Origin of the sequence: Nocardiopsis kunsanensis DSM 44524 (assembly GCF_000340965.1) — a bacterium.
Taxonomy (GTDB): Bacteria; Actinomycetota; Actinomycetes; order Streptosporangiales; family Streptosporangiaceae; genus Nocardiopsis; species Nocardiopsis kunsanensis.
Map to the genome: position 1 here is coordinate 263,600 of NZ_ANAY01000006.1, position 12,802 is coordinate 276,401.

Consider the following 12,802-nt stretch of genomic DNA (forward strand, 5'->3'; position numbering starts at 1 on the left):
CCTACGGCGTCGTCGGTCCGGAACCGTCCTCGGCGGGCTCCTCATGTCCGTCCTGTTCGGGACGCCCCTCCCTCTGTTCCCGTACTCGGTGGTTGCGGGCGCGCAACAGGCCGCCCGCCAGGGCCAGCACGCCGAGGGGTGCCAGGGTCCACAGTGCCCACACGTCGAGGGAACGCAGCAGTACCGAACGCACGCGGGCCTGTTCGGCGTACCCGTCGACCTGGGTGTCGGCCATGGTCAGGTCGGCCTCCAGGAGTGGCACCGCGCCGTCGCTGTCCCGGGTCCGCAGGGTCTCGCGGCGCGTCTCCTGCATGTTGACGACCGTTCCGCTGACCGGCTCCACCCACAGGGTCCGGGTGAGCTCCAACCAACGGGTGGCGGTGACGGTGCCGCGGGCCTCGGGGGTGAACAGGTCGGCGGGTACGTCCCGGGCGGATCCGGGGACCTGTGTGGCCTCGATCGCCTGGGAGTAACGGCGTGCCGTCACACCGGCGATGTCGTTCTCCCCCTGGAACTCCATAGACGGTGCCGAGCGCACCTCCGCGTCGTAGAAGGGGTAGGAGTCGGCGTCGGTCCCGGCCGGGAAGTGGTGCACGAGCCCGGCCTGGCGCACGGCACGGTCGCCGTCGACGTGTTCGCCGCAGCAGTTGACTGCGCGGGCGGTCGAACGGTCCACGATGACGCGCCGGCTCCAGTGGTCGATGATCCGGTCGGAGGCGGAAGTGTCCACGGTCATCTGCCAGGCCGACCATTCGTCGCCGTTCGCAGTGGCGTCGACGGAGATGTTGCGTTCGATCCCGGTGTTGTCCACCCACGACCAGTTCGCGGCGTTGAGGTAGGCGGCGTCGCCGTCGACCAGGCGCATCTCGTGCTCGGCCACGGCGGGCAGGAGGGCGACCCGGTCGTGGACGTACAACGGCAGCATGGCCGCCAGGGTCAGCAGGAACGTGCCCGCCGCGATCAGAAGGGTGCCGGCGGGCACCGACCGGCGGGGCCGGCGTTCCGGGCCGACCTGGCTGTCGACCGGTCCGCGGTCCCGGGGTGCGGCACCGAACTGGGAAACCGTGCTCACGTGCGCACCTCCTCGGTACCGGCCCGCGGTTCGCGTGCTCCGCTTCCGGTTCCGTTCCCACCGGTCCCGTTGTTCGCCGGGTCGCGGCCGGGGTCTTCGTCGTCGGGGCCGTCGTCGCTGCCCTGTTCACCGCCGCTCTCCTGTCCGCCGCTGTGGCGGGGGCGCGGGTCGGTGTTCCGTTCGGCGGCGGAAGGCGGGTCGGCGTCGGCATCCAGCCCGTCGCCGGGTTGGCCGAGGGAGAGCACCAGGCGGGCCAGCGCGGGCAGGCACAGCAGTTGGGGGCCCCAGCCGCGCAGGCTGCTGCCCAGGAGCTCGGTGATGTCGTGGAAGGGGTGGTGGAGCGCCAGGTAGGTACCGACCGCCATCGCCACACCGGCCAGGGTCAGCGAGATCGCCACCGTCCAGGGCGCTGCCAGGTGGCGCAGTACGGTCCCGCCCAGTGTCGGGGTCCCGGGCCGGGCGTGGCGGAGCCGCTTGGGCGCCGCGCGTCCCAGCCACCACATGGCGAGCAGGATCAGGCCGACCAGGGCGGCGCCGGTGAGCCCGGCCACCCACACACCGAAGGCCAGTCCCAGGGGCAGGACCGCCCGGCGCGAAAGCCATCCGGGTCCGGCCCCGGGCAGGTCCCGGTCGCCCACGGGTTCTCCGGCGCGCAGCCGCTCTCCGCCCGGCAGCCAACGGCGGGGCCACATCGCCAGTACGGCCATGAGCACGGCCAGGCCCGCTCCGATCCCGAGGGAGAGGTGGTAGGAGGTGTCGGGGGCGTAGGAGAGCGTGACGGTGCCGCTGCTCCCCTCGGGCAGGACCCAGGCCTGTTTCCAGCCTTCCAGGCGCTGGGGTTCCAGTGGTCGGTCGGAGCCCTCGAGGGTGGCCTCCCAACCCTCGTTGAAGTTCTCGTTGACCACGAGCAGGCTCTCGTCCTCGACGTCGACGTCGAAGCTGCGGCCGCTCGGGCCCCACCCGTGCAGGGTCTCGACCTCTTCCATGGACACTTCGTCGCGGGCGCCGACGGGGTCGGCGGACTCCACGAGAGCCGAGCGGACCTCGTAACGGTTGCCGGGTTCGACGACCACCTGGTTCTCCCCCGCGTCCAGGTCGAGGCCGGTACAGGCCTCGTAGGGCAGGGGCCGGCCGGTGAGCTGGTCGGCGAGGGTGCCGCCGCTGATCCGGGTCTCAACCCGTTCACCGTTGACCCGCAGGGTCGGGCCCAGGCCGCATGCGGTGGAGGCGTCCCCCTCGGGCAGCGCATCGACCTCGTCGACGCCGGGCAGGGAGATCCCGCCGACCTCCAGGGCCTGGCCCTCGGGCCGTTCGAAGGTCACTCTCAGTTCGTCGGCGGTCAGGGCGCTGAAGTCGACACGTCCACTGCCGTCGAGCCAGCCCTCCCGGACCTGGTCGTTGCCCTCGACGGTGACCTTGATCGGTTGCATCACGCTGTCGGCCCGGGGGAAGTCGACCTCCATGTGGTCGATCTCGGTCTCCCGGCCGAGCTCGAGGTCGAGCCAGGGGTTCTTCTCCTCGGGGTCCGGGTACCAGACCGTGCTGTCCTCGTCGTCCAGAACGCCGCGCCCCATGGCGGCGGGGTGCTGGACGGCGGTCGAGGAGGCCGTCACGTGCGGGTGGGGGCTCGCCCGGTTGGCGGAGTTCTCGGCCTCACGGGGGTCGGTGAGCACGACCCGGCCGGAGATGTCGTGCTGTTCGGCGGCGGCCTGCTCCGAGAGTGTGAAGGTGCGGTCGAGGCTGCGGGTGTCCTCACCCTGGACCCGGAGGCCGGGGTTGCACACCCAGGCGTGCGAACCCTCCATGCAGCCGGGCACGGTACCGGTGGAACCGGTGAAGAGCAGGGTCCCGGTGTCGGCGGGGCCGGGCACGTTCAAGGTGCGGCCGGCCTCCAGCCCGGGCAGGGCGATGCCGGAGATGCCAACCCGGGTCCCGAAGCGGTACTCCGGTTCCCAGGCGAGTTCGTCCACCCGCACACGCAGGGTGCTGGTCTTTCCCGAGGGCGGGGTGACCTCCTGGGGTTCGTCGGTCCCCTCGACGGTGACCTGGGAACTGCCCTCGTCCGTGATGAGGCTCACCTCGGAGGGCGGGGGTTCCTCGGCGAACTGCTCGAAGGCGAGGGTGAGCCCGTCCAGGTCACGCGGTTCGGTGAACTCGATCTCGACCCATTCACCGATGGCGCCGGTGAAGACGCTGGAGCGCCAGGACGTACTCGGGTCGTCGTCCAGGGCGGCGTGCGGGGCGTGCCCGGGGTCGCGGTCGGAGGGGCGGGCGTCGGCCCCGCTCTCGGCGGAGGAGGCACGCACGGACTCGATCCCGAGGTCCTCCGCGTGGCCGACGAAATCCTCCCAGGCGGGATCGAGGATGTCGGGCGCGGGGACGTCGCGTTCGAGCTCCTGGTCCTCGGTGAGGGTGGCGGAAACGTTGTTTCGCACGTCGGGGTAGACGACCTCGCGGCGGCGTGCGGAGTCGGTGACGACGGTGTCCTCGGCGGGTAGGTCCTCGGCCCAGGGGTCGTCGCCGAGCACGACGGGCCGGTCGTCGCCGACCACGCCTTCCTCGGCCAGGTGGAGCACGGACTCGGGTCCCCCGGTCACCCGCACCGTCTCGTCCGCGGGCACCGTGCCGACGGCGGGTGCGGCCTCCTCGACCTCGTAGACGGTCAGGGAGGGGTGGGGCTGGTCGAACCACTGCGAGGCCGACCGGTGGTCGACGGAGCCGACGGTGTCTCCGAAGGTCTCGGCCTCGGTGATGCCCGGGGATCCGTCCAGGGCCTGGTGCACGCGGGAGGGCCAGGCGCCGTTGAGGCCCACCCGCTGCAGGTCGTTGCGGACGAGCAGGTGGGTCACGCCCATACGTGCCAGGGCGTCGGACAGCCCCTGGGAGCCGCGGCCGGAGGAGACCCTCTGGTCGATCTCGTGGGTGAGCCGGGAGACGCCGGCCGATCCCCAGGGGATGATCTGGTGGTTGGTCCAGGCACCTTCCAGGAGCGGTTGGAGGGGTTCGTCCATGGGACGTCCCCACTCGTACTCGCCGCGTGCCGATCCGGGCACGGCCATGGTCATGCCCGAGTCCCCGGAGTTCTCGTCGAGCCAGTCGGCCGCCTCGTGCCAGTAGTCGGGGATCTCCTCGTAGCCGCCGGCCGGAGCGATCCCGACGGTGCCGATGGGCACGAGGGTGAGGAGGAAGACCGAGGAGGTGGCCCCGGCGACGGTGCGCCGTACCCGGCCGGAGACCCGTTCGCCGCGTCGCTCGGCCCAGTCGCGGGCCACGACGACGGGCAGGTGTGCCAGCCCCAGTACGACGGGCAGCCGGATGAGCGCGTCGAACTTGTGGATGTTGCGGAAAGGAGCCAGGGCCCCGTCGAAGAGGTCCCGCATGGTCTCGGCGAAGGGGCCTGTGAGCGTTCCTGTGTAGCCGGCCACCACGATCGCGGTCCCGAGCAGGAGCGTGGAGATGAGGAAGAGCCGTTCGGGTGTGCGCCGGTTGATGAGCCCGGCCAGCCCCAGTCCTGCCACGAGTGCGGTGGCGGCGATCAGCCACGGGGTGGTGGACAGCTCCGCCCCGGCGGGCAGGGCGGTGTTGCCCTGGTCGGGCAGGAAGCCCATCCAGTTGGAGGTGCCGCGCAACGAGTTCAGCAGCGAGGTCACCTCGGTGGTGACCGCGGCGTCCTCGGTGTAGGGCATGAACGAGTACACGTACCGCGACATGAGCAGCAGCGGCACGATGTACCAGAACGAGGCCAGGACCAGGGCCGCCGCCCACCAGCCCATGAGGCGCCACTTGCGGGGTCCGTTGGCGCGGGTGAGCAGGTAGAGCCCCGGCACGACCAGGACGGCGAGTTCGGAGGCCGCGTTGGTGCCGCCGCACATCAGGAAGGCCAGGCCCGAGAGCAGGGCCATGCGCGCGGGCGGGTACCCGTGTCTGGCGCCCAGGACCAGAGGGAGCAGGATCCACGGCATGAGCAGCATGGGCTGCAGTTCCGCGGAGTTGTAGGACAGCAGGGTGAGCACGCGCGGCGCGAGCGCGTAGGCGACACCGGCCAGGATGCGGGTGTTGACGGTGCCGAGGCCGAGCGCCCGGGCGACCTTGTAGGTACCGCTGAAGGCGGCGATGAGCAGCACGGCCATCCACAGGCGCTGGATGAGCCAGTCGGGCATGCCCAGCACGTCGAAGAGGGCGTGGAAGGGGCCGTTGGGGAAGAAGTACCCATAGGCCTGGTTCTGGATCTGCCCGAAGTAGGAGGCGTCCCACAGGTGCAGGGCACGCTCCATGAACCCCAGCGGGTCCGCCGTCATGTCGAGCTTGGTGTCGCTGACGATCTTGCCGGGATCGATGCTGGCCGCCAACGCTCCCAGGAGCAGGCACACCGTGAGGACCTTCAGCCGCGCGAGCAGCTTTTCGTCCAATGGTCCGCGAGGGGCGGACGGTGTACCGGGATCCTCCGGGTCGCGCTTGGCGGAGGGGGCCGCCGTAGTCACGTGGTCGTTTTCCTACCCGCTGGGTTGTTCGGGCCGCCGGGGGGCGTGCTGTCGGTGAGTGCGAGCTCCCTCGCGACCAGATGGGTCATGCGCGCTCCGCTGGCCTCCCAGGTGAACTGGGCGGACCAGTCGCGGCAGGCACGACGGACCTCCTCGGCACGCCGGGGGTCGGACAGTTCCTTGAGGGCGCGGGCGACCACGTCGCTGAGGCTCTCGCCGTCGCGGACGAGCCACCCGGTCTCGCCGTCACGGACCGAATCGCGAAGTCCGTCCACATCGTAGGCCACTGTGGGCACTCCGAGACGGGCGGCCTCGATGACGGTGAGGCCCCAGCCCTCGAACTCCGAGGCCGTCACGTGGAGGGTGCAAGCACCCAGGAGCGCGTTCTTGTCCTCCTCGGGCAGGAAACCGTGGATGTGCACACGGCCGGTGGTGCCCTCACGGTGGATCTGTTCGGTGAGGCGTTCGCCCTCGGGCCCGCGGCCGATGACGTGCACGCGCAGATCGGGGTACTGGTCGCGGAGCAGTCCGGCCAGCGCGGCGACCCGGTCGACCCGTTTCTGGACGACGAGGCGGCCGAGGCTGACCAGCGCGGGAGCACCGGTCTCCTCGGGGGTGGGCGCGTCGTCCAGGGGCCCCCGGGGGCCGGGCACACCGCCGTTGTGCACGATCTCGACGGGGGCGCGCCAGCCGAGTTTGTCGCGCATGGCCCGTCGGGAGGACTCCGAGACAGTGACCGTGGTGCAGCGGCGGTAGACGAAGGAGGCGACGGTCGACTCCATGAAACGTCCGAACCAGGCCAGGGGCGCGGAGAAGTAGGCGTCGAACTGCAGGTCGTGGACGTGGTGCACGACGCTGACGACTCGGGTGCGGCGGCGCAGCACGAGACGGGACAGGAACGGGATGCCGTTCATGCAGTCGAAGGCGAGCTGGTACTCGCGGCGCCACAGCGCGAGCCAGGCCATGACCCGGGGGTAGACGGTGAAGCGGCCGCCCATGCGGCGGATGACGATCCCGTCCTTGGTCTCCACCCGGGCCTGGTCGGGCTCACGGCTGGTCAGGAAGGTGACGATGGCGCCGCGTTCGGCCAGGTGGCGGCTGATGCGCCAGGCGTATTCCTCTGCCCCGCCCGCAGCGGACTGCCAGGGGTCGCGCCAATTGATCATCACCAGCCGGACACCGTCGAGGCGCGGTCCGAGGTCGATGGGGGCCTCCGTGGGGGCGGGGGCGGACGCCGAAGCCGCTGGGGGCGCGGGGGCCACGGCGGTGGGTTCGCCGGCCGGGGGAGGGTCGGCCGTCGGCCGATCCGGGGTCTTGGGGAAGACCACACGCTCTCCTTCCGCGCGGGATGCCCGGTGGGAGCCATGAACGTGATGACAACGCGCACTCGTTCGGACACGCGGAGCAGTGGGGTAGGGCGCGTACACCACACACCTGGCAGGCCCTCGACCGGACGTCGATGGGGTCAGCGGCCGGGGCCGCCGGGGATCGGGGTCGGGCGCCCCGCCCGGGGGCGAGGCGCCCTCGGTCCTCCGCTACGACGTCCTAGCGGTCGCCGTAGTTGTAGAGGGTTTCGTTCACCGGTTCCGCCGTGGCGGTCGACTCCGTGGCAACGCTGGTCGCAGCGAAGGCGGCGCCGCCGGCGAGGGCTGCGCCGATGGCGCAGGCGGCGATTACTTTGATCACTTGGGGCTCTCCTTCCGAGTACTCCGCCCCAATTTGGGACCGGGGCACTGGAGAACGAGACTAGAACCTGATCTAGCTACAGACCAGATGATTGCCACAACTGTAACTAACCCGCCAGTAACTTCCAACCCCGTTATGCCTGGCTTGTCGGCCTTTACCCGCGCTTCTGGCACACGGAGCAGCGTCAATTCGGCTCCTTCGCGCGCCACCTCGAAACCCTGCCCCTCATACCAGAACCCGTTATCGACCGGGGTGGACACAAGAACGTACCTCGCCCCCAGACCGCCGAGCCCGTCCGCGAGTTCCTCTCCGCGGGGCAGACCCGTCTCCGGGTCGGGGTCCAGGACCTCGGCCGCTTCCCGGGCCAGCTGGTCCTCACCACCGACCACGACCGTGCCGCCGTCGGCGGTTCCCACGGACAGGTCGTCGTTCCAGAGCGTGCGCCGATCGAAGAGTTTGGTCGCCGGGTCCAGGGAAACGACCGTCTCCCCCGACCAGTCCAGCCCCCGGTAAGCGTTCCAGGGCAGCACCACGACCGATCCCGGGACGTCGTCGGCCGCCACCTCGGCCTGCACCCCGTGCCATTCGTCCGGGTAGTCGACCGGGGCCATCCGGCCGCCGGCGCCCCACGCCAACCCCGGCAGCACCACCACCGGGAGCAGGGCCGCGAACGCCCCGGCCCCCGCACGCCACACCGGGGTGTGCGCGGCGCCGGCCAGGCACGAAACCGCGAAAGCGAACCCCAGAGCCTGCAGGAGCCCGAACGGGGCCACGTACAGCTGGGCGTCCCGCAACGGACCGAACCCGGGCCACAGGCCGATGAGCCCTGCCGTCAACGCGCGCCCGGACCCGACGACCCCCAGAAGGGCCACCGCGAACCCGGCCGCGGCCCCAGCAGAAACCCCCGCACCGATCACCGGACGGTCGCGCCGCCACATCCAGTACGCCCACGCCGCCAGGGCGGACACACACAGCACCAGCCGCAGCAGCGCCGTGACCGGTTCTCCGTACCCGGGCGGGACGGCACCGGCGTTCCAGACCCCGCCCAGGACGAACAGCGACCCGAGCTCGCCGAAGGGGGTGTCCGAACGCGGGGCGAAGGCCTCCACCCCGAGCGGGTCGGTCACGGCTCCCCCGGTCAAGGACGGCACGAGCCACGGCAACGAGACCAGAACCAGCGCGGACACGAACACCCCCGCACGGGACCACCATCGCGTAACGGCCGGCCCGCGGTTCCACAACGCGACCGGGCCTACCGTCAGCGCCGAGATCAGAACCGAGGAGAAACCTCCGATCGCGGCCGGGATCAGCGCACACACCAGACCGGCCAGACCCCGCCCCGGCGTACGGTCGGCGAGGCGCGCGGTGGCAGCGACCACCCACGGCAGACCCGCGTACCCGAGCAGGACGGCCCACTGCCCCAGCAGCAGGCGCTCGGCCACGAACGGGTTCCACACGTAGGCGACACCGGCCGCCACCGCCGCGACCGCCGTGCCCGGGCCCAGCGGACCGCGGTCACGGAGCAACCGCAGTGCCAGACGCGCCGCCCCCGCCGTGCCCAGGACGAAGATCGCCAACAGCAGCGCCGACTGCACCAGATCGCTCGGCACCAACGCCGACAGGGCCGCGACGACCACGTCGCTGGGGATCGCCCGGGGGAACCCGTCCGCGCCGGCCAGGGCCGCCTCCACCGACGGTTCCGGAACGAACACCATGTCGTAGCGCAGCACGAAACCGCGCCCGAGCGCGGGACCGAGCGCGAGCACACCAGTGGCCAGACCCACCGCCCACGGCAGGAGCCGGGCGGTCCAGGAGCCGCGCATCAGCCCTCCAGCAGCACCGGGTCGGAGAACCCGCCCCGGACGTAGTCGCTGTAGGACCGTACGACCACCTCGTACGGGCCGGACACGGTCGGCCCCCACAGGAGGTCGGAACCGACCGACCCCTGGCTGATCCAGCCCTCGCCGTCGCCCGGGCCCCGGCCGTCACGAGGTTCGCAGACCCGCTCACCGCCGCCCGGCGGCGCCGGTGGCTCCTCCGGGGAGGACGGCGGGGGCTGAGGTCGGGGCGGGGGCGAGGGCGAGCTCGACGGGTCGGGCGCAGGCGAGGCGGGCTCCTCCTGTTCCCTGTCGAGGACGTCGTTCCCGGAGCCCGGCTCGGACCGTTCGACCGGCAACGGCCGGCGGTCCCCGTCCCGCACGGAACACTCCAGGGGGCGCACCCACACCTCGTAGTGGGAGGCGTCCGCGACCTCGTCCCACACCACGGTGCCGTCCTGGCGCACCGACAGGCCGCCCGGAGCCGGGGGCGGGTCGTCGTCGTAGACCAACTCCAGGACGTCGGAGGTCGCACCGGCGTCCCGCCCCTTGTACGGATGCACGGCGAACTCGTAACCGGCCCCGCTGAACAGGGACTCCACGAGCACCGACCGGCTCCCGTCGTCGCGTTCGATCTCCAGGGACAGGACGGTGGCCTCGTCGGGGTCGGGTTCGGTGCGCCGCTGTTCAACGCGGTAATCCGTGGCTCCGGGGACCTGTTCCCAGGAGATACGCAACCCGTCGCCGGCTTCCTCGGCCTCGGGGTCGGGCGGGGTCCGCGGGCCCGTCGGTACCTCCGGGAGCGGCCGGGGGAAGGGTTCGCCCACGGCCAGCGGCTCGGCGAGCGCGTCGGCGAAGCCCGCGGCGATCTTGACCTCGCCCCGGGCATTGGGGTGGACCTCGTCCCAGCTGTCGTGCTCGGGGGCGTAGCCCTCGGCGACCTGGGCGACCACGACCGGTGAACCCTCGGAGGAGAGCTGCTCGGCCAGGTCCACCAGACCCATGTTGAAATGCTCGATGCGCGCGTTGGCGGCCTCGTCGTCGCCGGTGCCCTCCACGGGGGGCAGCTCTCCGACGACGAAGCGGGCCTCCTCGAGCGCGACCCGCACCGTCGACACGGTCTCGCCGATACCTTCGAGGACCCGGTCGGGGTCGTCACCGGACAGCAGGTCATCGGTCCCGGCCATGACCAGCAGGTAGTGGGGCTCGTGTTCGGAGGCGACCTCGGCGATCCCGTCGGCCATGTCGTTCACACTCCGCCCCCAGCGAGCGGCGTGGTCGGTGTCGAAGTCCGGTTCGGCGTAGCTGTGGTCGCCGTGGGCCTCCTCCTCCAGGGAGTACATGTCGTCGTGGGGGCCGACGAAGGAGAAGTCGACGCCGCTCTCCTCCAGGTGGGACCACAGGTGGTAGCGCCAGGTGTGGTCGCCGCTGCTGCCCTGGGTCAGGGCATCACCCACCGGCATGACCCGCAGTTCGCCCTCGGGCGGCCCCGGGACGCTCGCGGGAGGGGCGGCGTCCTCCCCGCCGCTCGTGTCGAGCCCCGAGGACCCGGTCTGGATCACGAGCAGGGTCACGGCCATGGCGGCGAGCATGACACCGAGCAGGCCCAACGGTCCGGGTTCGAAGCGGCGGGGGCGTCCACGCTCGGGCAGGAGGTCGCGCCAGGTGCGTGTGCGTCGGCCCGAGAAGATGCGCCGGGTACGCGTCCGCCACACGGAGAAATCGAACCATGCGGTTGCACGCGACCACCACGAGGGCCGCTCCTCCGTTTCCCGTGGCTCCTGCACAGTGCCCCGATCCGTCGACCTTCATCGCTCACGCGTTCCGGAACAGGTTCTCACGAAGGGGATCGACCCACTCCTCGCACGTCCGCTCAGACGAGCATAGGCGCCCTGGTCCCGCAAAGATAGAACTGGTTATATGGATGACACCCCCGTGTCACCGCTCCCAGCGCCCGGGCTGCCCGGGAGGGGCACCCCGCACCAACCTCGAGCCGGAAGGCCATCCCCGTGATCGGACTCCTGGTCGCACTCCTGTCCGCCGTGACCTACACGCTGGGCCTGTCCGTGGAACAGCGTGCCCTGCACAGTTCGGAGTCGATCTCCATCCACCGTCCCCTGCATCTGGCGCGGGTGCTGCTGGGCAACCCGCGTTGGGTGTTCGGATGCGTGTTCGCCGCACTCGGCAGTATCGGGCTCATCGTAGCGCTGGGGCTGGCCCCGGTCTCGGTCGTCCAGCCCGCCTTCGCCGCCGGTGTGGCCTGTTCGTTGCTGGTCGTCACGATCGTCATGGGCGAGCGCATCACCCGGGGCGAGTACGTGGCGCTGGCGGTCATGCCGGTGGCCCTGGGCCTGTTGAGCCTGTCGACCGGTGACGGGACCGACACGGGAACGACCGCGGACACCCCCCTGCTGGTGGTGGTCAGTGTGCTGACGGTGCTGGCGTGTGTGGCCGCCATGGGGCTCGCCGGAGGCCGCGGCAAGTACGTCTCGGCGGCAGCGATGGGCGCGGCCGCCGGCCTGGCGCAGGGCAGCGCGGGGCTCCAGGGCAAGGGCCTGGGCGGCCTGCTCGCCGACCACGGGGTGTGGGGAGCGGTGCTGCCCGCGCTGGTGTCGCCCTACCCGTACCTGTACGCGCTCGGCTGGGCCGTGGGCATCGTCCTGTTCCAGACCTCGCTGCAGCGTTCACGCGCCTCCATCACCGCCCCGGTGGCCAACGTGGTCGGCAACGTCTTCACCGTCGTGGCGGGCACGGTCCTGTTCGGGGAGAGCCTGCCGGAGGACCCGTCCGTAGCGGCTCTGCGGATCGGCGGTTTCGTCCTGACCCTGGTGGTCGTGGTGCTTGTGCGGGGCAACGTCGCCCAGGCCGAGGCCGACACCAGCGCCGAACGGGCGGCGCGTTCCGGGGAGGCCGTGGCGGACCGCCCCCGCGACACATGAGGGCCCCGGCGGGGTGTTCCCTCGCCGGGGCCCGTGGACCGGTACGGCCGGGGCCTCAGACCGCGACGGAGACGGCCTCGTACAGCCCGGGCGCGGCGACGTCGGCCCAGGCTCGGACCACGCGCTCGGGCCGGGCGGTCTCGTCACCGGCCAGGACCAGGCCGGGTTCGGCCACCCACGCGCCCAGGTCGGCCAGGAGCACCCTCAGGTCCTCCTCGGTCCCACGGCTGTTGCGCAGGTCGTCGACGACCGTCAGCGGGACGGCGACCGCGTGTCCCAGGCCGAGTTCGGGCAGACGGTCGAGGAAGACCTTGAGCAGTCCGGTGTAAGTACCGTGTGCCTGGGGCGAGGCCACCAGCAGCACGTCGCTCTCGGCGACGCGTTCGAGGGCGGCCTCCAGTGCGGGCGATGTCTCGGCGAGCAGGTCGGCGCCGAGGCCTGCGAGGTCGATGGCCTCGGGGGCGCCACGGACCCCGGCGCGGGCGCCGATCTCCTCGGCGGCGCTCAGGGCTGCGGTGTAGACGGAGGAACGGGGCTGGGGGTCGGCGACGAGCACGGTGAAGCGGGTCATGCGTAACTCCTGGGTTCGGTCAGGAACGGGCCGGAAACGACCGGAAGGAACCTCGGGGTGGAACGGGATCGGGCCGCTCCGCCTCTCGGCGGTGGGCCGTCGTGGGACACCGGGGAGGGCATCGGTCCTCGGCCCGGCACACGTGCGGAATCCGTCGTCCGTGGGAGACGGGGTGACGTGTCGGCCGACAGGGTGCTCCCGGGGCCCGATGAGCATCGGGACCCTGACCCAGAAGG

General features: G+C 71.7%; 8 protein-coding genes. 1 reads left to right on the plus strand and 7 read right to left on the minus strand.

Annotation, left to right across the window (positions count from 1 at the left end):
• Window position 1 precedes the first annotated feature (1 nt).
• The 6 genes from D456_RS0105570 to D456_RS0105595 form a co-directional block, all read right to left on the minus strand.
• Entirely contained in the window at window positions 2–1,072 is a 1,071-nt protein-coding gene (locus D456_RS0105570; RefSeq protein WP_017575175.1) for a DUF3068 domain-containing protein, read from the minus strand.
• Complete coding sequence (locus D456_RS0105575; RefSeq protein WP_026115599.1) at window positions 1,069–5,553, minus strand: alpha-(1->3)-arabinofuranosyltransferase domain-containing protein; 4,485 nt, start codon at window positions 5,551–5,553, stop codon at window positions 1,069–1,071. The genes D456_RS0105570 and D456_RS0105575 overlap by 4 nt, the downstream gene beginning before the upstream one ends.
• Window positions 5,550–6,881, minus strand: a complete 1,332-nt coding sequence (locus D456_RS0105580; protein WP_017575177.1) for a glycosyltransferase family 4 protein — start codon at window positions 6,879–6,881, stop codon at window positions 5,550–5,552. The genes D456_RS0105575 and D456_RS0105580 overlap by 4 nt, the downstream gene beginning before the upstream one ends.
• Window positions 6,882–7,098: 217 nt before the next feature.
• Window positions 7,099–7,239 carry a hypothetical protein gene (locus D456_RS27040; RefSeq protein WP_017575178.1) on the minus strand — a complete coding sequence of 47 codons (141 nt, stop codon included), beginning with the start codon at window positions 7,237–7,239 and terminating at the stop codon, window positions 7,099–7,101.
• Entirely contained in the window at window positions 7,236–9,062 is a 1,827-nt protein-coding gene (locus D456_RS0105590; RefSeq protein ID WP_017575179.1) for a hypothetical protein, read from the minus strand. The genes D456_RS27040 and D456_RS0105590 overlap by 4 nt, the downstream gene beginning before the upstream one ends.
• Window positions 9,062–10,843 (minus strand): GDSL-type esterase/lipase family protein, encoded by a 1,782-nt coding sequence (locus D456_RS0105595; protein WP_017575180.1) that lies wholly within the window; start codon window positions 10,841–10,843, stop codon window positions 9,062–9,064. Before D456_RS0105595 ends, D456_RS0105590 begins: the two co-directional genes overlap by 1 nt.
• A 222-nt stretch (window positions 10,844–11,065) precedes the next feature.
• Here D456_RS0105595 and D456_RS0105600 point away from each other — a divergent pair, with 222 nt between their 5' ends.
• The gene (locus tag D456_RS0105600) at window positions 11,066–11,995 is read left to right on the plus strand and encodes a hypothetical protein (protein ID WP_017575181.1); all 930 of its coding nucleotides are present in this window, start codon (window positions 11,066–11,068) and stop codon (window positions 11,993–11,995) included.
• A 55-nt stretch (window positions 11,996–12,050) separates the two neighbouring features.
• On the opposite strand, the gene D456_RS0105605 is transcribed toward D456_RS0105600, so the two are convergent.
• Window positions 12,051–12,566: an NADPH-dependent FMN reductase gene (locus D456_RS0105605; RefSeq protein ID WP_017575182.1), complete on the minus strand. Its 516-nt coding sequence runs from the start codon at window positions 12,564–12,566 to the stop codon at window positions 12,051–12,053.
• Window positions 12,567–12,802 lie beyond the last annotated feature (236 nt).

Coding starts and splice junctions, on each gene's coding strand:
- D456_RS0105605 (WP_017575182.1), bottom strand. CDS start 12,566: ATGACCCGCTTCACCGTGCTCGTCGCCGACCCCCAGCCCCGTTCCTCC.
- D456_RS0105590 (WP_017575179.1), bottom strand. CDS start 9,062: ATGCGCGGCTCCTGGACCGCCCGGCTCCTGCCGTGGGCGGTGGGTCTG.